Source organism: Stenotrophomonas sp. YJH_SMC_122, assembly GCF_059369535.1.
The window spans coordinates 584,151-603,659 of sequence record NZ_JCAFST010000001.1 but is presented as its reverse complement, the minus strand read 5'-3'; the positions used below and the strand labels follow the sequence as shown (position 1 = coordinate 603,659).

The following is a 19,509-nucleotide window of genomic DNA, read 5'->3' as shown; positions in this document are numbered from 1 at the left end:
GGATCAACGCGGCCCGTTGGCGTGCGGCGGCACCAGCTGCGCACGTCGGACGATGCCCAGCTGCTCGATGATCAGCGCCATTTCATTGGTGACTTCGGTACGCTCGGTCCCCTGCGGGACCAGGCGGTCCAGCACCTGCTGGTAGGTATCCCAGAACGCCGGACCGCATCCGTGTTTGTGATAACTGGCTTCCAGTTCGCGGCGTACCCGTTCAGCCAAGCCATGCATGCCGTATTCCATACGACCTCCGTTGGACTTGTTCTGCATCGTTGACGGTCTACCGACTCACTTGCGAGCTACTGAAAGACTCCCGGGCTTCACGTCCGGTTGATCCCAATTAGTCATAGATTTCACGACAGGTCAATTACATGCCGCGACTTTCGTGATTGAAATTATTAATCGTTCACGAAACCACATACGGGGAGACGGGGTACCCGGATGGGTCGGACCCGACACACTGCCCCGATTTCCCCGGCTCCGCTTTGGTAGGCGCCATCGATGGGCCAGCCCCGTTCCATCGAAGTTTCCAATATTGCTAAGCATACTTAGCAAATGCTGTTTAGAGTGCTATATGCGACAAACGGCGGCGCAGTTGAGGCTTATTCGCCCTGCGTAGCCTCAGTTGCCGGGAACAGGTTGGGATAGCGCTGATGCAGGATGTATTGGCGTAACGCAGGAATCGGGAAATCCTTGGGCCATTGCGACACTGCAGATCGGCTTATGCCAAAGAAGCGCGCCAGTTCGGCATCGGTCCGGAAACCCAGCCGGGTGCGCACCTGCCCCTTGCTCCAGAATTCGGTCACGGTCGGTCCTTCTGTTAACCAGACTTATTCTTGGAACAAGGGATCTTTGCGATCCACGCGTTAAGCTGGCTTGCATAGATGAATACTCTCGGCCAACGACTCGCCATTGCCATGAAGAAAGCCGGGCACCCTCGCCCGGCCGATCTGGCCCGCGCCGCCGATTCGACGACGGCAACCATCAGCAACTGGCTCAACGACCATGTCAGCCCCGCCCATGTGAAGGCCGAACAGCTGTTCCGCATCGCCGATGCGGCCAAGCTGGACGCGCGTGAACTGCTGTATGGCGTGAGCGGGCTTGGCGTCGGTGAGCGGGGCAATACCTATATCCCCAGCCAGGCCCATCTGGATGTCTGGCAGGACGCCTACGAACTGGTCAGCCATCTGGTGGAAGAGAAGGGCCTGGAGATCGACCATCGCCGCCACGCGGCCCTGGACCTGCTGGCCTTCGAACTGCTGATGGACGGCTTCAGCCGCAACAAGGTCATCCGGGTGCTGACGACCTCGATGACGTGAATGCACTACCACTGGTAGCATGGTCGCCGATGGGGATGGGGCTCCCCCGATAACCGCCTGAAAGGGCTGATGGCTCCTGCCAGGACGAACCGGCGTTCGTCGATGGCAGGCCGTGCCTGCCCTCGGCGTTCGCCATCGAATCAGCGAACCCGTACCCGAGGCACGTGATGCACGCATTGAACAACTACTTGCTGGTCTTCATCGGCGGCGGGCTCGGCGCCTGCCTTCGCCATGCCTGCAACCTGATCGGTGCGCGGGTATCAGTCGGCAGCCCGTGGCCATGGTCGACCTTCCTGATCAACATCAGCGGCGCACTGCTGATGGGCGTGCTGGTCGAAGCCTTCGCCCTGCGCAATGGCGCCTCGCCGCAGCTGCGCCTGCTGCTGGCCACCGGCGTTCTCGGTGGCTACACCACGTTCTCCACCTATGCGCTGGAAATCGGTGTGCTGCTGCAGCGCGGCCAGCACGGCCTGGCAGCGTTGTACGCCGGCGGTTCGGTGGCACTGGGCCTGGTCGGCCTGTTCGGCGGCATGAAACTGGCCCGGCTGCTGCTGGGCTGAGGCTCAGGCCGCGCCGGCGCGGGCCTGCCCACGCCACTCGCGCGGCGACTGCCCGGTGTGCGCCTTGAATGCACGCGACAGCGCGGCTTCGCTGCCGTACCCCACATCGTCGGCAATCCGCTTGAGCGGTCTGCCCTGGCGCAGTGCCTGCTGCGCCAGGCCCACCCGCCAACCCTGCAGGTATTGACCGGGCGTGGTCCCCATCGCCTCACGGAAACTGGCAGCAAACACGCTGCGTGACATGCCGGCCACCTCGGCCAGGTCTTCCAGAGTCCAGGACTGTGCGGGCGCTTCATGCATCGCCACCAGCGCCAGCCGCAGCCGCGGATGGCCCAGCCCGGCAAACAGGCCACCACGCATTTCACCCCCTTCCATCAGCTGGCGCAGCACCTGGATCATCACCACCTCGAACAGCCGGTTGACCATCGCCGCACGCCCGCAGCGCTGCTCGAAGGCTTCCTCGAACAGCAGCTCCAGCGCTGCGTTGCCGCCGTACAGATCGGCCAGCGGCAGGCAGATGAAATCGGGCAACGCCGCGCTGATCGGGTTGAGCCGCCCGCCCTCGAAATGCAGGTTGGCGCAGGCCATGTCGGCGCCGTGCTGCGGATCGGTGCTGAACCGATGCGGCATCGGGCGCGGGTACAGCAGCAGGCTCGGCACCTCGACCTGGACGGTCTGCTGGCCATGGCTGACCTGCAGCGGGCCACGTCGCACCAGGTGCAGCTGCCCGGCGTCATCCTCGCCCGCCAGCGAGTTGATGCCGCACAGCGCGCCGGCATGGAACACCGAGGCGGTGACCGCAAAGCGTTCAAGCAGAATGGCGAGCCGGTCGACCATGACGGGACCCTGGGTAAAGTAAAAAGAGATCAAGGCTACACATCGTATCGGAATCCTCACGTATCGGACGTGATCGACTCGGGCAGCGGCCCCCCTCCCCCCAGCCCGTCCTTCCTGCGGCAGTGCAGCGCGCGCAGGCTGCTGGCGGGGCCTAAGCTGACGCCATTCCCGGATGGAATGCCCGTGATGTGTCGCTTGCTACGATGTGCCCTCACCCTCACCCTGCTATTCCCAGCGACACAGGTGATGGCCGCACCCGCTGCATCACCGCGCACGTTCAGTGGCGAACTGCAGAGGGCCCCGTGGCGCCTGGACGTTCCGGCTGACTGGAACGGTGACCTGGTGATGCTGGCGCACGGCTACGAGCCGGTAGGCGTGCCACGTGCTACGCCGATGGCCGCCAATGACGGCACCGCGCCACTGCTGGCTGCAGGCTACGCCGTCGCGCAGAGCGCCTATGGCAGCCAGGGCTGGGCGGTGGCCGATGCGATCACCGACATGGAACGCCTGCGCCGGCATGCAGTGGCTGAACTCAAGCATGTGCGCCATGTCTGGATGCTGGGATTTTCGATGGGCGGCGCCGTGACCCTCGCCAGCCTCGAGCGGTTCCCGCAACACTACGCCGGCGGTGTGTCGCTATGCGGCGCCAATCTCAGTGGCGAACAGATCGCGAGTGATCTGCTGACCACGCTGGTCGCTTTCGATTACTTCTTTGCCGGGGCCGAAGGCCTGCCGGGTGCGGGACTGCTCTCACGCGAAGCGGCGGCGCTGCCACAGGGCGAACTGTACCAAGGCATCTCCAATGCGCTGCAACGCAGCCCGTCACATGCCGCGTTGCTGGCACAGCGGCTGCAGGTGTCCGCTGATGCACTGGCCGGCACGATCAGCCTGCATGCACTGGTCCTGCACGAGCTGGCCACGCGCAGTGGCGGCATGCCGGTGGGCAACAGAGGTGTGGCTTACAGCGGCTTCGGTGACGACATGGTGTTCAATGCCGGCGTGCAACGTGTCGATGCCGTGCCTGCCGCGCAGGCCGCTGTCCGCAGGGAGCTGGCATTGAGCGGTGCGTTGAGGCGACCGCTGGTGATCCAGTTCAACAACAACGACCCGACGATCGTGCCGCGCATGCAGACGGTGTATCCGCGGACGGCCGCACGGGCCGGCGCCCGTCCGCTGCCACAGGTGCTGCCGCCCGTTGGCGAAGGCCATTGTGGCTTCTCCGGCGCGCAGATCATCGAGGCGTTGAAGGCCGCGCAGCGTTGAGCAATCGCGGCCCGCGCGCAGCTCAGCCGCCCAGCGTGCCCATCGTGAAGGTATAGCCCGAGCTCATCAGGAACTCGCGCATGCGCATTTCCGCGCGCCGTGGTGAGGCCAGGTTGGCTGGCGCATACAGGGCATACACCAGGCCCGACCCTTCGATATGCTCGCGGCGCACCCCGCAGCGGGCGGTTTCCGAGGCGATGACCCATCCGTCCTTAAGCCGATCCGGGCCAATGGATTGCCCGTTCTTCAAGCGGAAGGTCAACCAGCGCACATCTGCCGTGACTTTGCTCATTTCCGTTTCGCTCCGTGGCTGGAGCGAAGCGTGATGTCCTTGCTCGCCATTGCGGCTCCCTGAGACGTGGAACTCGACCATAGCGCCTTTCCATGTCGTGGCCGGCTGAGACTGGCGACCGGGGCGTGGCGAACTGCTGCAGGTGATGCAGCGCGGCCTCGGAACTGGCGACGGCAGAGAGCGCCCTGCCGGCGCAGTTCACAGGAACTGAATCCGCCTTATGCGGTGTGGGCGATGCTTTGGTTCAGGGCGTGCAGCGCATCGGCCAGCGCCTGGATTTCGGCACGCAGGGCCAGCCGCTGCAACCACCGCCCGGGGATTCCGCGCGCACCATGGAATGCGCCCGCCAGCTGCCCCGCGATGGCGGCCGTGGTGTCGGCGTCCTCGCCAAGATTGGCCGCCTCGAGTACGACGGCTTCAAAGGTGTCGTGGCGATCAAAGCACCAGAGTGCAGCTTCCAGACTGTCGACAACATAGCCATTGCCACGGATCTGCTCACGCGCGGCACCGCGGTAGCCGCCCGCCGCGATCTGCTGCAGCCGCGCGCTCTCGACGGGGACATTGCTGAGATCCAGCACCGCGTCACGGGTGCCACCTGCCAACGCCCGCTCCAGCGCGACCGCCAGCAAGCGGCACGCCTCCAGGCACTCCTGCGCAGCGTGCGTCGTTCGCGAACTCAGCGCGGCCATGGCCTGCAGGTCGGTGGTCCCGGCGTAGCGCAATGCCACCGGCGCCAAACGCATGATCGAGCCATTGCCAGCGCTGCGCGGGTCGTCACTACCCGCCAGCGGATGGCCATCCTGCAGGAACCGGTCGATCGCAGCCCGCGTTGCCATACCGATATCGAAGCACTCGCCGGTCGCACTCCAGTACCCATGCCGGTACCAGTTGGCGTAGCGGTTCATCTGATCGTGCACATCGAAGGTGTCACAACGCACCAGGCTCTCGGCCAGGCACATCGCCATGGAGGTATCGTCGGTCCATTGCCCAGGCTGCAGCTGGAACGGCCCACCACCCACCATGTCGGTGATCGGGGTGAAGCTGCCACGAGGCTTGAACTCCAGCGTGGTACCAACGGCATCGCCGCACGCGAGGCCGAGCAAGGCGCCGTGGAAGTGATCAATCTGGTTCATCGGACCAGTGTAGCGCCACCGCATCCGCCATGAGTGACTGCCAGGCCGCGCAACGATCGCGCGAGCGGGGAATCGATCGCAGCCAAACAAAAAGCCCTGACCGGAGTCAGGGCTTTTCAATTGGAGGCCTCAAGCGGAATCGAACCGCTGTAAACGGATTTGCAATCCGAGAACAGTTCTTAATTTTCAATTACTTGACATTGAGCGACACCCAATCTGTCTCCCGATTTCATCGCGTATCAGTCGAATCCAACGATAGTAGATAACGAAAATTTGGGGATTCGAAACCAACTTGCCAGCTGTTGATCGCTTCCATCCAAGGCCTCGCCTCCACTGCTGCCCGACGGCAAGCTGGGCACCTTCACCATCATCACCGGCGACAGCAGCAGCGTCTCAGCCGACATCCACGACCGCACGCCCGTCTGGCTGCAGGCCAGCCAAGATCGATGAGTGGATGGCAGCCAGCCCCGCCGACGCCTTGGCGGTGCTGCTGACCCGCGAGCCGCCGGCGAGGGAGGCTTACCGGGCCAGTCGCGCGCTGAACACCCCGCAGAACAACCGCAAGGACCTGCTGGTGCAACTCGAGCGACGCAGGGCGTAGCCCGACTCAACTCTTTCGCACGGCGCGGCTCAAGCGCTACGTTTGAGCTGCCTACTGCCTACCGCTTCGAAGTTGATCGACCTTATACGATGCGAATCGCGCTTTAGAAGCGCGGACTTCGAAATGCTACCATCCAGACGTCACTTCATAGGGATGTAAAGCATGGGTGGTTTCAGCATCTGGCATTGGATCATCCTACTGGCGGTCATCCTGATTCCAGTAGGCATCATTGCGGTAGTGCTCAGCATCCTGCGTCGCCGCAAGAAGTGAGCCGTCATTCACGAGCACAAATAGGGAGGGGCCGCGACTGCGACCCCTCCTTCTGTAGATGGTGATCTACCACTCCATCAACGGATCATGTATTCAACAGCGCAAACCTTAGCGACGCCGGCGCCGCTACAGGTAATCGCTTTGACAGTACCCGTTGAAGACGGACCAGACGCTGACATGGTTGCACCGAGGCCTTGGAGATGGGTGACCATACGCGCGAGATTCTCGCCGCCGTAATCGGTCCAAGTACCATTGACCTGCTGAATATCGGTCGGAATCAACTGCCCTGCAGCGGTTCGCTCACTACCGACTTCGGACTGTCCGTTCTGATGTTCGAGGTTAACGATAACAACAACCGAGGAGCCGTCCTTAAACACGACCTTCATAATGATGCGCGCCTGGTCGCGCAGACCTGTGTAGTTCGTAACGTGCTGGAGCAGGTCGGCCATTGCCGTGAAAACGTCGGTTCCGACTACTTTGGAAATAACATCCGTGCTCCCCGTCGCAGTTTCGACCATTGCACGGAGGTTGTAGTCCGATACGTACTCGTAGGCCGTCATCCCACTCGCGCTCGGATTGAGGCCAAGGGTCGCTATAGGCACGATGAACGTGGGGCGCAGTGTGCCACCACCAACGACCTGCACGCGATGAGCGCGATTCACCTCTTCAACTGCGCCCGCCGGTGGCGTCTGCCGCATAACCACAGGTCCGGCGGATCTCGGCTCAATACCGCCACCGCCACCGCCACCGCCACCGCCACCAGAGCTTGTACCAACGTAGTACTGCTGAATCTGATTGTCAGTGACATTGAATATCAGGTGAGTCCCGGGCCCCAGGCGAACGGCCTCAGCGCGATAGTCACCATCAATTCGACAGGTTTCGCATCGTACAGCGGCAGCATTCACATCGGCGACAAGGACGCCAACCCCAACGAATCCAAGCATCCCAGCAAGAGCGTACTTCAACAGCATTGTCTCTCTCCATGTTAGACCAATCAGCTATCGAGGCTTCGGTCTCTCGAAAGCCCAATCGATACTATCCGAATCGCGCCGAAAGAAAGAATGGCCGCTAATCCCGCCGCTATCGCGAGGGCGCCATGGCCACAGCCAATTCCGGGTGCTGAGATCAACCGTGTTGCGGCGTGACCCACCCCGAAAAACCGGGCCAGCGTAAAGTAGAGACTTCGCCCCGCATGGGCCCCTTGGATCACGGGGAATCAGGCGATGAAGAAATCCTGTTTTACCGAGGAGCAGATTGCCTACGCGCTCAAGCAGGTCGAGCTCGGGGTGGCGGTCGGTGAGGTGTGCCGCAAGCTGGGCATTGCGGAGGCGACGTTCTACGTGTGGCGCAGGAAGTGCGGCGGGTTGGGTCCGCCCGAACTCAAGCGGCCGCGGTTGCTGGAGGAGGAAAACAGCAAGCTCAAGCAGTTCGTGGCCAGCCTCAGCCTAAACAAAGCACGCTGCAGGATGTGGTCACAAAAAAGCTCTGAGGCCTGCCCAGAAGCGTGCCTGAGTGGAGCTGCTGCAGGAGCGATTTGGCAGCAGTGAGCGGCGTGCGCTGCAGATCGTGTCGATGTCGCGCTCGGCATTTTCCTACACGCCCAAGGCGCGAGACGGTAGTGCTATCCGTCGGCGGTGCATGAGATTACTCAGACGCGGATTCACTAGGGCTGTGAGCGCGTGCACGTGATACTGCGCCGGGAGGGTTGGCGGGATAACCACAAGCGTGTGCATCGCGTCTACAAGGAAGAAGGCCTGTCTTTACGGCACTGCCGGCCGCGCCGCAGCCGGAGCAGTCGTCGCCACTTACCTCGGCCGGCGCACCGATAGCATCCGACGGCGCGCTACCGTCATGGAACCAAGCGCCAGACCGGGCGGGGCAGCAGCAGCCGCGCCAGCTTGATCGTGCACTACCAGTAGTCACACCGGCGTCGCTTGGTTGCCATCCCCTCTCAAACTCACGTAAACGCACTTGGCACGTTGTCAGCGCAAGCTTGCCACCTGAAAACGGGTGGAAGGCCAATGATATCCAGGCGCAAATCAAGGAATTCTGGCTGCGCCGCCGAACGCCAGGCAAAGAAAAAGCCCTGATAAATCAGGGCTTTATTTGGAGGCCTCAAGCGGAATCGAACCGCTGTAAACGGATTTGCAATCCGGTGCATAGCCACTCTGCCATGAGGCCAACGTACTGCGCGCCAGGAACGTAGCCCTGACAAGACAAAACCCCAAGATGGGGCCTGTCGGAACATGGAGCGGGAAACGAGACTCGAACTCGCGACCTCAACCTTGGCAAGGTTGCGCTCTACCAACTGAGCTATTCCCGCGTAAGCCGACATGCTACCAGAAATCCGGAAAACACACCAGCGATTTCACCTTTCTGACTGCGCGTAAAGGCTTGTGGCCCAACGTGCCCCGCCTTGCAGGGCGGGAGAAAAACAAGGCCCCTACCGGGGCCCTGTAGAATCTGGAGCGGGAAACGAGACTCGAACTCGCGACCTCAACCTTGGCAAGGTTGCGCTCTACCAACTGAGCTATTCCCGCAGATTCCGTTCGACCTGCGTCGAAGGAGCGCTATTGTGTCCAAATTCCTTCACGCCGTCAACAGTCTTCACATCATGCGGTCACCGGCGTCCGCACTGGGTTACGCTGCCCTGCCCAAGCACGGACACCGCCGATGCCGAGACGCTACGTCCGCCTGTTCTGGTTGCTGGTCGCGCTGACCTGGTTGGCGCTGATCACCGCACTGGTCAATGCTGGCTTCACTCCGGACTACTGGCTGCTGCATCGCCTGGAAGGCGCCCAGCTGCCCTATCCGACCAGCACCGTCATCGTGTTCGCATTGCTGGGCACGGTTGAACTGGTGGTGGCGGCGCTGATCGTGCGCCCGTGGAAACTCAAACGCCTGTGGCTGCGCCTGCTGATCGCCTTCGACCTGCTGCTGGTGTGGTCGATACCGTGGATGCTGTCGGCGATGCACCAGCCGCCGGTACAAGGCATGCACCTGCTGTGGTTGCTGCTGCTGGACGTGGGCCTGCTGCTGGCGCTGTGCGGGGTGTCGGCGGTGAGCGCATGGCGGGCGTTCATAAGCTCACCGCATGGCTGCCGCCGGGAGAAGACGCGCAGAGATGGCCTACGCATTTCAGAATAGTTGCATGGACCCGCAGCGGACCGGCGAAGGACAGTACCTGACCCGAGGCCCACAGCGCTGGCAGTACTTTCACTGCCGCTGCTCTGCATATGCCTCTGCCAAACCGGGATAAATCATGCAGCAGTCGAGCCAGCACGCATCACAGCTCCCCGACGACGCGGATCCGCTTGACGCAGCGTTGCCAGCAATGGCTGGAGACCGCCCGATTACGCCCTTGGAACTTGCCACGCGACTTTCCGCAGCCTGCCCCTTTCAGGTCGTCCGATACGCCGACATCAAGGGCGAGGTACCGCAGGACTCAACATACGCACCAGAGCACTACGTCTGGGCTGATCCCGATGAGTTGGTTCTCTTGGTTGATGGCGACCTGAAGCTCGACACGCTGGACCTGGACGACCCGCTGGCCCCGTGGCGGGAAGAAGATCTTGGTGCGTACATCCGTTTCATCTTGGTTCGCGGCAATGCAGAGATAGCACGCCAAGTTCACAGCCTTGAAACCGACGGCGCATGCGGATTGCTTGTCTCGGGTGACCTGACGACAGCCAATGCCATCGTCGGCGGACAGGAAATCCGCGTAGGCGGCAACCTACTGGTCCGCGAGCTGTTCTGGGGCGACTACAACCACGGCGAACTGCACGTGGTCGGGAACACCCAGGCAGCGCTTCTCATTCAGACCGACTACTCCATGCAATTCGATGGCTCGGTTCACTGCATTCGCAGGATGGACGACGAAGCCATCATTGACGACGGAATTGAGCAGATCATCGAACCCGATTGCCTGTTACGCGAATCCGAGGGTCCGGACAGCTTCTGGTCATTGGACGCGGGAGCCATGCTGCAAAGGCTCACTGCCATGAAGAGCGTCATCCGTGCGGAGGGTCTGTCAGCGCGAGACCCGATGCTATGCACAATGAACCTGTTTGGCGATGCCACTGTCAGTGCAGAAAGCCTGCTACGCATTTGTGGAGAAGACATGCTTCCCATGGATACCCGGACCTATGAATTCCACCGCAGCGGCATCTCACTTCTAGCAAGTGCTAGCACCGCCGACGCCGACGCCCGCGTATACACCGTGCAGATGGAAGATCCTTCGAAGAATATCGCTGCACGCCTCGTAATGTGGCGCACCGATGCAACCGCCAGCACCACGGCCTCTTACATAGGAGGTGCTGGATCTGGCTGGAGCCTACTGAAATACATCTGCAGCGATGCTGGACAGGATCAGCGCGAATGGGACGAGGTTGAGTCACATGACATCCAGCCACCCTTCATCGCACTCATCCTCTGCGGGTGGCGATTTCTTGAGGAAGGCGCATCGAACCGAAAGAGGACTGCGGAGACAATTTCAGCGGTCGAGATACGCGGTCTACTGGCGCTTCCGATCTGTCAGCCATACGACGACTATGGCGATGGTGACCGTTGCGGATTGTGGGTGGGTCACTGTCATGCGGCGTTTCGCCAAGAGAAACGCGGGCCCGGCGGCGAAGGGCCCATGCTCCGACTTTCACGGGAACTCCAACAGACCGACGGTAGCAGCGTCACCGAAAGCTACTACTACGTTGAGACCTGCATGGATGAACGGGAGCGCGTTCACATTCGTTACAAGGCAGACCTGCGCACTGAAGACTCGCCGGTTCAGATAGATCCTGTCGGAGGGGAGGCGCTGGCCGACGCACTACAACTTTTCAAGCGTGGCGCAAGGGAAATGCGCGGCACAAATTCAGGCCTACTGAAAGGAAAAACACCCTACTTCGCAAAAGATCATGCGTTCGCGGTGAACTTCTGGAAGCAGCAGGGATACCTGCCCGAGTAGATGCCAAAGTTCTTTCAGAAACCGACGGCAGTCCAGGCCTTCTGGCTATCCGCATCCGTTGTATGGCTGCTGCTGGCCTTCGCACTCATCCATGCCGGCTTCAAGCCAGACTACTGGCAACTGTGTCACATCGAGCCCGGGACACTGCCTTACCCCACGGATTCAGTCTTCACCTTCGCGTTGATCATTCTGGTGGAGATTGTTGTCCTGGGCCTGATCGTGCAGCCATGGCGGTTTCACCGCCTGTGGCTGCGGATGTTTGTCTGCGCCTTCCCCTGGCTGGGCTGGACAGTACTTTGGGGCGTGACCGCCATGCACCAATCACCCGTGCGCGATGTGCATTTGAACTGGGTGCTCGCCGTTGCCGCTTTTCTTGTTGTGGCACTACTGGTCGTGGTCCCGGCCTCCGCCTGCCCGCACCTACGCCGCTGGCTCAACGGCTGACCGGAACTACTTCCGGAACTCCACCCGCACGTGCTGGCCGAAGCGTGCCTTGGCCTCGCCGTCGAACTCCAGCACGCACTCCACCACCTTGGCCACGCCGCGCCCTGCGTCTTCAGGCAGGCGTGCCTGCGCGAACACCGGGCTGATGCGTACCACGCGTGCAGGCGGCAACGTGCCCGTGTTCTCCGCACCATCACTGTCCGGCACGACAGTAGCCTTCATGCCCACCTGCACGGCATCGGCGTAGGCGGCGCTGAGTTCGGCGCGCACCTGCAGCGGGCGCGCCGGCAACAACGAGATCGCCGGCTTGCCGGCCTGCACGAAGGCGCCGACGCCCGGCACCTGGCCGACCACGGTGCCGGCTTCCGGCGCGCTCAACGACATCTGCTGCAGTCTCAGCTTCGCGTGCTCCAGCTTGTGCTGCGCCATGTCGACCTGCGCACCGGCCACGTCGACATCGGCACGCACAGCAGCCAACTGCTGTTTTGCCGCATCGGCCTGCTGGTTCGAGGACACACCTTCACTGGCGCCCGTGGACAGACGGGTGGCGTTGCGCTCCAGTTCGCGCAGCTGCGCCTGGCTGCCCTTCAGGCGGTCATTGGCCAAGGCCAGATCGGCGGTGGCCATCGCCACCTCCTGCTGCAGCAGGGCACCATCCAGCGACAGCAACAGCTGCCCCTTCTTCACCGTGGCGCCTTCCTTCACCGGCGCTGCAGTGATCGAGCCATCCACCGGCGGTGCCAGTGCGATCAGGCCACCTTCGACGTCAATGATGCCCCGTGCCACGGCGACCTTGCCGGCGGCGGCAGTACCCGCCTTGCCTGAGGGTGCCGATGCGACGGTGGGCGCTTCCCTGGAACAGGCGCCGAGCAGCAGTGCCGCGAACAGGGCCAGGCTGAGGGGAAGCAGATGCGACGTCTTGGTCATGGGGCGGACTCTACGGTTTCGTTCTGGCGGCGGTCATCACGGACCATGCCGTCTTCCATGGCGATCACCCGATCGGCATGCCGGATCAGGCGCGGATCGTGGCTCACGCACAGCACAGTCGCGCCATGCGCCCGCGCGTAGCGATGCAGGATGTCGATCACGCGCTGACCGTTCTCGGCGTCCAGCGCGCTGGTGGGTTCGTCGGCGAAGATCAGCGTTGGCGACTTGGCGAAGGCACGCGCCACCGCCACGCGCTGTTTCTCGCCACCGGACAGCTGCGCCGGGCGCATGTGGCTGCGGTGGCTGAGGCCGACTTCTTCCAGCGCCCTGCGGGCCAGCGGCTCGCTTTCGCGATTGCGCATGCCGCGGTAGCCCAGTGGCAGCTGCACCTGCTCCAACGCAGTCAGTGCCGGGAACAGGTTGAAGCCCTGGAACACGAAGCCGACATGGTGCAGGCGGAAACGCTCCACTTCACTGCGGGTCATGTGGCCCACGTCCTGGCCCAGCGCGTGCACGCGACCGCCATCGGGTGCGGACAGGCCGGACAGCAGCGACAGCAGCGTGCTCTTGCCGCAGCCGGACGGGCCGGATACCAGGGTCAGCTCGCCGGGATAGATGTCCAGCGACAGGCCACGCAGCACCGGCACCTGCACATCACCGGACATGAAGCCTTTTTCCAATGCTTCGGCCTGCAGGGTCGGGGCGATGGCGCGTGTGGAAGTCATCGGCCGGTCCTCAACGCAGCAGCAACGATGGATCGGAGCGGACGACACTGCGCACCGCCATGATGCTGGAGAGCATGGCCATCACCGCGACCAGCGCCACGCAGCCGAGGATCACCATCGGCGTCAGCTGCACCGGCACGCGCTGGGTCTGCGCGATCAACAGCACCAACGTGCTGAACGCCGCCGCCAGCAGCATGCCCACGCCACCGATCAGCAATGCCTGCTCGAACACCACCCGTGCCAGCGCATAGCGGCCTGCACCGAGTGCATTGAGCGTGGCGTACTCGCGTACCGAGCCGGCCACCACCGAGGCGAACGACTGGTTGGTGATCACCGCACCGACGAAGCAGACGATGACGGCCATGAACAACACGGCGATCCCTGCGCCGGTATCGAACAGCCAATACTGCTGCGAACGGCTGGCGAACGCCGGCGCGGTCCAGAACTCGACCGGTGTGGCCTGGCCCATCGACGCGGCCAGGCGGTCACGCACGCGGTCGGCCAGGTCCGGCGAGCGCAAGCCCGCCACGAAATAGGTGCTTCCCTCGTGTGGGTCGGTGCCGGCGATGGCGCGCGCGGTGTCCAGCGAGGCCAGCACGTTGACACCACCAAGGCCCCGCAGGCCCGGTTGTGCAGCGACCACGCGCACCGCCTTGCCATTGATCCAGGCACGGTTGTTCTGCAGGTCCACGCCCAGCGTATCCAGATCAGCGCTGTCGACGATCACCGCACCCGGCTCGCGCAGCTGCGCGCGCAGGTTCGCCGGGAGGATGCGCGCGAACATCATCGCGTCGTCTCGGGTGGAGATGCCGGACAGGTACACCGACACGTTGCCGGTGCCCTGCGCGCCGGACCGCCATTCGCCGTCGACCCACTCGTAGGGTTCGACGCGGGTGACATCCGGGTCCATGCGCAGGTGGCTTTCCACATCGGCGCTGATCGCATGGCCGTAGTTGACGCTCTGGGTGCCGGGGAAACCGGCCCAGAGATCGGCCGAGGATGCCTTCACGTAGATCGCAGCGGTACCGAAGATGCCCAGCACCAGTGCGGCCTGCACGATCAACAGTACACCGGCGAAACACATCGCCAGCACCACCGGCAGGAACCGGCGCCACTCATAGGCCAGGGTCTTGCGGGCGAGTGCGATCATTGCGATCCACCCTCGCCCTCGGCAGGCAGCGGGGCGCCACCGAGGGCGCGGTACAGCGACGCAAAGGCCAGCACGCGCGCGCCCTGCGCAGCGATCAGGTCGGCCTGCGAGGCGAGTGCGGCGCGTTGCGTGTCGAGTCCGTCGAACTCGCTGGACAGACCCAGCTGCAGCTGCCGCGCCTGGCGCTTGACCTGCTGCCCGGCGGCATCGTTGGCCGCGCGCAGCGACTGGATGCTGCTGTCCTGCCGCGCCAGGCTGCCCAGCGCGCCTTCCACTTCGCTCACGCCTTCCAGCACCGCCTTGCGGTAACCCAGCAATGCGGCATCCAGCTGCTTTTCATCGGCATGGAAGCGCGCGCGACGCTGGCCCCAGTCCCACAGCGGAATATCGATGTACGGGCCGATCGACGGGCTCGAATCGGAATTGGAGCGGGCGTTCTGGGTGAGGTTGTACGCGTACAGGATGGAGCCGCCAAGGCTGACCCGTGGATACATCGCTGCGCGCGCCGAACCCTTGCTGGCCGCTGCCTGCATCACCTCTGATTCGGCCAGCAGGATCTGCGGGCGGTGGCGCAGCAGATCCGCAGGGACCTGCTGCAGTGAGAATGCACCGAGCTTCGGCGGCGCGCGGTATGCGCGCCAGGCGGGATCCGGCCCGTCACGCCCCAGCAGCAGCGCCAGCGCGCGGGCCGCGTTGTCCGCATTTTCGAGGGCCTGCGCCGTCGCTGCTCGGGTCGCCGCCTGGCGCGCACGCAGGCGTTCCAGCTCGCCCGGCTCATCCAGGCGCAGCCGCTGACGGACCAGCGCCAGCTGTTCGCCGCGGTCGTCCACGGCCTGTTGTCGGGCCAGCAGATCCTGCTGGGCCTGGGCCACGGTCAGGTCCAGATAACTGCGCACTACGTCGGCAATCACCGCCACCTGTGCGGCATTGCGCAGCGCCTCGGCATTGCCGGCGGAGGCCTGCGCGCTCAACTGCGCGCTCTCGGCGGCACCGAACAGGCCCAGGTCCCAGATCGCTTCGATACCGGCATGGAAATAAGTGTCGACCGCGGCGGCGTCCTGTACCTGCTTGGCGCTGGCGGTGATTTCCGGCAGAAAGCGCGCGTTGGAGGCGCCGGCGACGATGCGCACCGCCTGCAGGCGCAACGTGGCCTGCTGCAGATCAAGGTTGCCGGCGATGGCCTGGTCGACCAGGCCGTCCAGCGCCGGGTCGGCCAGCACCTTCCACCACTGCCTGGCATCCACCGCTACGCCCTGGCCCTGCGGCACCTGGGTCCAGGTGCTCGGTGTGCGATCAGGCAGGTCCGGAGCCGGCACCGACATGCAACCTGCCAGCGCCAGGCTGGTCAGCAGCGCGCCCGGGCGCAGCACTGCCTGCAGGGAGAGTCCGCGCCCGGTCCTGGGCACTGCCACTGAAGTGATACGCCTGACCACCAGCCCGCCAACGTGTAGAAGGAGCATGAAGGCTACCGTGCGATTGTGGAGCGAACATGGAGAATTGGTCCGAAAACGGTCACCACACGCGTGCGGTTCAGGCAACGCCGACCCAGTCTTTCACTGCGCTTTCAACGCGTTCCCGGGACAGAACACTGGATGCTTTTCACGGCGCATTGCACATTGGGACGTCTCCCCGGCTCGACGTGCCACACGCGTGAACATCCTCGCCGCTGGCAGCCAATCGCTTCGATCACGGCGGTGGCTGTCGGTGCATCGTGGTCGCGCTGACCACTCCGCGGGCCTCGGACGCTCGCTGGCGACCCATGGGCGCATCCGGTCCGACAAACGAAAGACGCCCCCTTCCGGGAGCGTTTTTCTTGAATCTGGAGCGGGAAACGAGACTCGAACTCGCGACCTCAACCTTGGCAAGGTTGCGCTCTACCAACTGAGCTATTCCCGCAGATTTCGTTCGACCTGCGTCGAAGGAGCGCTATTGTGTCGATATCGCTGCACGGCGTCAACAGGAATTTTCGCCTGCATTGTGGGGAGGCGTTCAGGCCCCCAGGACCGATACCTCAGGTTCGCAGGCCACGGCGGTGGAAGTAGACCTGCTCGGCGATGCGCCGCGTGGCCGCCGTGTGCAGCAGTGCGTTGAGCGGCCAGTCGGCCTGCAGATGGTCCATCGCCCAGCGCAGCAGGCGCTTGCCATGGAATGCCGGCGCCACCTGTCGCGCCACCCGTTCCGCTTCCGGCCCTTGCCCACGCAGATGGCGGGCAATCGCCTCGCCGACCGCCCAGCCGTGCCGCCACGAAGAGTGGATGCCCCCGGCGGACAGCGGCGAGACGATGCCTGCCGCGTCGCCGGTCAGGATCACGCGTTGGCCGGTGAACGGCCCATCCGGCCGGCCGCACGGGACCAAGCCGGCGCGGGTGGCCGAGGGACGCGCCGAAGGCGGAATGCCGACCACATCGCGCACGTGGTCGAGGAAGCCATCGATATCCGGCGGCCGTACCTGTTGCGGGTCATGACGCAGCGCCAATCCCACCTGCAGCCCGGTCGGATTCTGCGCGACCCAGCCGATGTAGCCCGGTGCGTAGCGCTTGCTGACGAAGCAATGCAGTGCATCGCCCTGCGACACCTGCAGGCCGGCGAACTCACGCTCGACGCCGTAGAGGTTGTCACGCACCTGGCCAAGCCCGGTGCGTTGTGCCACGCGTGAGCGTGCGCCGTCAGCGCCGACCAGATAGGCGCACCGCCCTGCCCCTTCGACCTGCCAGCCGTCACCGCAGCGACGAGCGTCGGTGAAGGACTGCTGCAGGCGCAGGTCCACGCCATTCGCGCGCAGTTCGCTGGCCAGCCAGCGCATCAGGTTCGGCGTATCGGTGGTGAGGAAGTAATAGCCCGGCGCGGCCAGCAACACGCTGCGCAGGTTCGGCGTATACAGGCGCACGTTGGCAACGCGCTGCACGAGGTGCTCGGGCATGCGCCCCAGCCAGGTCTGCTCCATCGCCTCTTTCACCACGATGCCGGTGGTGTGCAGGCGCTCGCCGGGGTCGGCCTTGCGTTCCAGCACGCAGACGCGCAGACCGTACTGCGCGGCGGCCAAGGCGCAGGCGGCACCAGCGAAACTGGCGCCGACGATGACCACATCGTGGTCGTAGGCGGAAGGAGTTTGGGGCATTTCGGCATCGCCGTGGAGAGTCGGAGATGCAGCTTCGCTAGCGCGGATGGTAGGGCGATGGGGTGTGGGTGAAGTGCGGATGAAGCCATCTCCTCCGATCAGCCAGCAATTCAGAAAACTTGTATGGACTGAGTCAGGACGACCGTCGATATTTCACGGCCAGTGAACCACCAAGCCAGTCTTGGGCATTGCCAATCAAACCGGTACCCGTCACATGAGAACGGCAAGCTGCAGGTGAGCATTTGCAGAAGCGAACGTTGTCAATCGGCCGGCGGGGAACTGAGCACTCCACGCAACGTCTTCTCCCAATGGACATCGGGGACGAGCGACCAGCCCGGATCAGAATATTCGAGAACGCACATGGATCACTTTGACCATCTTGGTTACTACTACGGCGAAGAAGAAATCCAGCACCTTCTGATGGAGCTAGGCATAGTCGATGTTCCCGTGTTGGAATCCGAATGGACGGATGCCTACCTGTCGAATGAGTCACTAGGTATCGAGCTGACCCTCTCGGATTCTGAGTCTTTGGTCTCCCCTGCCCGCGACTATCCGACCAATGCGCTGGTGTTATCCAACTTCCGCTACTACGGACGGCAGATTGGGGACTTTTCCATTTACCAAGGTGCCTTGCCCCGCGACCTCACGTTCGGCCAAGGCAGGGACGAAATCCTGTCAATGTTTGGCGAACCAGAATGGAAGAACCCGGAAAACAGCCGCATGCGCTGGATATGCGGCAACTATCGAATCCATATGACATTCGACAAGCACGGAAAACTGGCGATCGTCTCCGGAGGGTTGCCGTTCTAGGCCCTCTTCCTGCAATGCACCTAGCCTCGCAAGCAGATGGTGATGCCCACCACATCAGGCCACTCCCAGACTCTGCTCGAAATCACCTCGGGGCACGTTGACGGCCCATAACGAAAAACGCCCCCTTGCGGGAGCGTTCTTCTTGAATCTGGAGCGGGAAACGAGACTCGAACTCGCGACCTCAACCTTGGCAAGGTTGCGCTCTACCAACTGAGCTATTCCCGCTTGGGAGGCGAAATTTTACCTGTTCCAAGGATGGCGTCAAGCGCTTTTTCTCAGGGTCTGCGAGGCACCTTGCATTGCGTATCCACGCATGGCGTGGATCTACCACGGCATCCCCGCAAACTGATGGATCCGCACCATCCGTGGACGCAGCATTTCCAGTAGATCCACGCCATGCGTGGATAGCGCATCGATGGGGTCAGAGCCCTTTCCTTCGGAAAGGGATCCGACCCCGGGGCTCACACCCCGGGGCTCAGTTGCCCAGCTTCTTCTGCCGCGCACGCTCGCGCGCCGCGCGCTCGTCATCGCGCAGGCTCGGCCAGGCGGCGTGCAGGTACTGCAGGCCCGACCACAGGGTCAGCACGGCGGCAATGGCCAGGGTCCAGTCGCCGATGCGGAACACCGGCCAGCCCATCCAGATGTCTTCCACCGGCACGTTCGGGGCCACCGAATACAGCAGGCACAGCAGCGCGACCATCTGCGCGGTGGTCTTGACCTTGCCGATCATCGCCACGCGCACCTTGGCGCGCTGGCCCAGCTCGGCCATCCATTCGCGCAGCGCCGACACTGCGATCTCGCGGCCGACGATCACCGCCGCCCAGAACGCCATCCACGGCGTCGGATGGCCCTGCACGATCAGGAACAGCGCCACTGCCACCATCAGCTTGTCCGCGACCGGATCGAGGAACGCGCCGAAGGCCGACTCCAGCTGGTAACGGCGTGCAATCCAGCCATCGAGCCAGTCGGTGATCGCGGCCAGGCCGAAGATCGCCGCCGAAGCGAAGTTGGTCCAGGTGTAGGGCAGGTAGAACACCAGCACCAGCACCGGGATCATCACGATCCGCAACAACGTCAGCCAGGTGGGCAGGGTCAACTTCATG

20 protein-coding genes, 5 tRNA genes, 1 pseudogene and 1 riboswitch are annotated in these 19,509 nt (G+C 63.4%); of the genes and pseudogenes, 9 read left to right on the top strand and 17 right to left on the bottom strand.

The genetic code is table 11. The features are described 5' to 3' along the window. Window positions 1-3: 3 nt before the first annotated feature. Together AC5P66_RS02840 and AC5P66_RS02835 are read right to left on the bottom strand one after the other, a co-directional pair. The gene (locus AC5P66_RS02840) at window positions 4-240 is read right to left on the bottom strand and encodes a hypothetical protein (protein WP_005416001.1); all 237 of its coding nucleotides are present in this window, start codon (window positions 238-240) and stop codon (window positions 4-6) included. Between the two features lie 359 nt (window positions 241-599). Next, a complete protein-coding gene (locus tag AC5P66_RS02835) occupies window positions 600-803 on the bottom strand; it encodes a helix-turn-helix domain-containing protein (protein WP_014646673.1) in 204 nt (67 codons plus the stop codon). 111 nt (window positions 804-914) lie between these two features. Between AC5P66_RS02835 and AC5P66_RS02830 the strand changes: the two genes are divergently transcribed. Continuing rightward, a complete protein-coding gene (locus AC5P66_RS02830) occupies window positions 915-1,316 on the top strand; it encodes a helix-turn-helix transcriptional regulator (protein ID WP_049414274.1) in 402 nt (133 codons plus the stop codon). A 22-nt stretch (window positions 1,317-1,338) separates the two neighbouring features. After that, window positions 1,339-1,402, top strand: a riboswitch (Fluoride riboswitch). Between the two features lie 81 nt (window positions 1,403-1,483). Beyond that, window positions 1,484-1,876 carry a fluoride efflux transporter CrcB gene (gene crcB, locus AC5P66_RS02825; RefSeq protein ID WP_049414276.1) on the top strand — a complete coding sequence of 131 codons (393 nt, stop codon included), beginning with the start codon at window positions 1,484-1,486 and terminating at the stop codon, window positions 1,874-1,876. Between the two features lie 3 nt (window positions 1,877-1,879). Here the strand turns inward: crcB and AC5P66_RS02820 are convergent, their stop codons facing one another. Beyond that, a complete protein-coding gene (locus tag AC5P66_RS02820) occupies window positions 1,880-2,713 on the bottom strand; it encodes an AraC family transcriptional regulator (RefSeq protein WP_049414277.1) in 834 nt (277 codons plus the stop codon). A gap of 186 nt (window positions 2,714-2,899) precedes the next feature. On the opposite strand from AC5P66_RS02820, the gene AC5P66_RS02815 reads away from it, so the two are divergent. Then, complete coding sequence (locus AC5P66_RS02815) at window positions 2,900-3,976, top strand: alpha/beta hydrolase family protein (RefSeq protein ID WP_134708894.1); 1,077 nt, start codon at window positions 2,900-2,902, stop codon at window positions 3,974-3,976. A gap of 22 nt (window positions 3,977-3,998) precedes the next feature. Here the strand turns inward: AC5P66_RS02815 and AC5P66_RS02810 are convergent, their stop codons facing one another. Beyond that, complete coding sequence (locus AC5P66_RS02810; protein WP_005415995.1) at window positions 3,999-4,268, bottom strand: hypothetical protein; 270 nt, start codon at window positions 4,266-4,268, stop codon at window positions 3,999-4,001. 218 nt (window positions 4,269-4,486) lie between these two features. After that, window positions 4,487-5,401: an ADP-ribosylglycohydrolase family protein gene (locus AC5P66_RS02805; protein ID WP_099495012.1), complete on the bottom strand. Its 915-nt coding sequence runs from the start codon at window positions 5,399-5,401 to the stop codon at window positions 4,487-4,489. A gap of 454 nt (window positions 5,402-5,855) precedes the next feature. Here AC5P66_RS02805 and AC5P66_RS02800 point away from each other — a divergent pair, with 454 nt between their 5' ends. Continuing rightward, window positions 5,856-6,002, top strand: coding sequence for a hypothetical protein (locus tag AC5P66_RS02800; protein WP_238378423.1), 147 nt, complete (start codon window positions 5,856-5,858; stop codon window positions 6,000-6,002). A 347-nt stretch (window positions 6,003-6,349) separates the two neighbouring features. Here the strand turns inward: AC5P66_RS02800 and AC5P66_RS02795 are convergent, their stop codons facing one another. Continuing rightward, complete coding sequence (locus AC5P66_RS02795) at window positions 6,350-7,243, bottom strand: hypothetical protein (RefSeq protein WP_495216080.1); 894 nt, start codon at window positions 7,241-7,243, stop codon at window positions 6,350-6,352. A gap of 252 nt (window positions 7,244-7,495) precedes the next feature. Between AC5P66_RS02795 and AC5P66_RS02790 the strand changes: the two are divergent. Continuing rightward, a pseudogene (locus tag AC5P66_RS02790) lies at window positions 7,496-8,086 on the top strand (transposase); the annotation flags it as partial. A 293-nt stretch (window positions 8,087-8,379) separates the two neighbouring features. Here AC5P66_RS02790 and AC5P66_RS02785 read toward each other — a convergent pair. The 3 genes from AC5P66_RS02785 to AC5P66_RS02775 all read right to left on the bottom strand — a co-directional run bounded on the left by AC5P66_RS02785 (window position 8,380) and on the right by AC5P66_RS02775 (window position 8,812). Beyond that, window positions 8,380-8,453 (bottom strand) — tRNA-Cys (locus AC5P66_RS02785). 66 nt (window positions 8,454-8,519) lie between these two features. Then, window positions 8,520-8,595, bottom strand: a tRNA-Gly gene (locus AC5P66_RS02780). A gap of 141 nt (window positions 8,596-8,736) precedes the next feature. Continuing rightward, window positions 8,737-8,812 (bottom strand) — tRNA-Gly (locus tag AC5P66_RS02775). A gap of 133 nt (window positions 8,813-8,945) precedes the next feature. Between AC5P66_RS02775 and AC5P66_RS02770 the strand changes: the two genes are divergently transcribed. The 3 genes from AC5P66_RS02770 (at window position 8,946) to AC5P66_RS02760 (ending at window position 11,676) form a co-directional block, all read left to right on the top strand. Beyond that, the gene (locus AC5P66_RS02770) at window positions 8,946-9,419 is read left to right on the top strand and encodes a hypothetical protein (protein ID WP_495216079.1); all 474 of its coding nucleotides are present in this window, start codon (window positions 8,946-8,948) and stop codon (window positions 9,417-9,419) included. Window positions 9,420-9,534: 115 nt separating this feature from the next. Next, on the top strand, window positions 9,535-11,232 hold the full coding sequence (locus AC5P66_RS02765; protein WP_495216078.1) for a hypothetical protein: 1,698 nt from the start codon (window positions 9,535-9,537) through the stop codon (window positions 11,230-11,232). After that, window positions 11,233-11,676 carry a hypothetical protein gene (locus tag AC5P66_RS02760; RefSeq protein ID WP_099495015.1) on the top strand — a complete coding sequence of 148 codons (444 nt, stop codon included), beginning with the start codon at window positions 11,233-11,235 and terminating at the stop codon, window positions 11,674-11,676. 6 nt (window positions 11,677-11,682) lie between these two features. Here the strand turns inward: AC5P66_RS02760 and AC5P66_RS02755 are convergent, their stop codons facing one another. The 6 genes from AC5P66_RS02755 to AC5P66_RS02730 form a co-directional block, all read right to left on the bottom strand. Continuing rightward, on the bottom strand, window positions 11,683-12,603 hold the full coding sequence (locus AC5P66_RS02755) for an HlyD family secretion protein (RefSeq protein ID WP_495216077.1): 921 nt from the start codon (window positions 12,601-12,603) through the stop codon (window positions 11,683-11,685). Further along, window positions 12,600-13,328: an ABC transporter ATP-binding protein gene (locus tag AC5P66_RS02750; RefSeq protein ID WP_049414479.1), complete on the bottom strand. Its 729-nt coding sequence runs from the start codon at window positions 13,326-13,328 to the stop codon at window positions 12,600-12,602. The genes AC5P66_RS02755 and AC5P66_RS02750 overlap by 4 nt, the downstream gene beginning before the upstream one ends. Window positions 13,329-13,338: 10 nt before the next feature. Then, on the bottom strand, window positions 13,339-14,478 hold the full coding sequence (locus AC5P66_RS02745) for an ABC transporter permease (RefSeq protein WP_099495017.1): 1,140 nt from the start codon (window positions 14,476-14,478) through the stop codon (window positions 13,339-13,341). Beyond that, window positions 14,475-15,938 carry an efflux transporter outer membrane subunit gene (locus tag AC5P66_RS02740; protein WP_495216076.1) on the bottom strand — a complete coding sequence of 488 codons (1,464 nt, stop codon included), beginning with the start codon at window positions 15,936-15,938 and terminating at the stop codon, window positions 14,475-14,477. The genes AC5P66_RS02745 and AC5P66_RS02740 overlap by 4 nt, the downstream gene beginning before the upstream one ends. Window positions 15,939-16,298: 360 nt before the next feature. Beyond that, a tRNA-Gly gene (locus AC5P66_RS02735) sits at window positions 16,299-16,374 on the bottom strand. A gap of 115 nt (window positions 16,375-16,489) precedes the next feature. After that, a complete protein-coding gene (locus tag AC5P66_RS02730) occupies window positions 16,490-17,596 on the bottom strand; it encodes an NAD(P)/FAD-dependent oxidoreductase (protein ID WP_111096513.1) in 1,107 nt (368 codons plus the stop codon). A gap of 360 nt (window positions 17,597-17,956) precedes the next feature. Between AC5P66_RS02730 and AC5P66_RS02725 the strand changes: the two genes are divergently transcribed. Then, the gene (locus AC5P66_RS02725) at window positions 17,957-18,406 is read left to right on the top strand and encodes a hypothetical protein (RefSeq protein WP_111096512.1); all 450 of its coding nucleotides are present in this window, start codon (window positions 17,957-17,959) and stop codon (window positions 18,404-18,406) included. A gap of 149 nt (window positions 18,407-18,555) precedes the next feature. Here the strand turns inward: AC5P66_RS02725 and AC5P66_RS02720 are convergent. Further along, a tRNA-Gly gene (locus tag AC5P66_RS02720) sits at window positions 18,556-18,631 on the bottom strand. Between the two features lie 250 nt (window positions 18,632-18,881). Next, entirely contained in the window at window positions 18,882-19,508 is a 627-nt protein-coding gene (pgsA, locus tag AC5P66_RS02715; RefSeq protein WP_099495020.1) for a CDP-diacylglycerol--glycerol-3-phosphate 3-phosphatidyltransferase, read from the bottom strand. Window position 19,509: the final 1 nt, after the last annotated feature.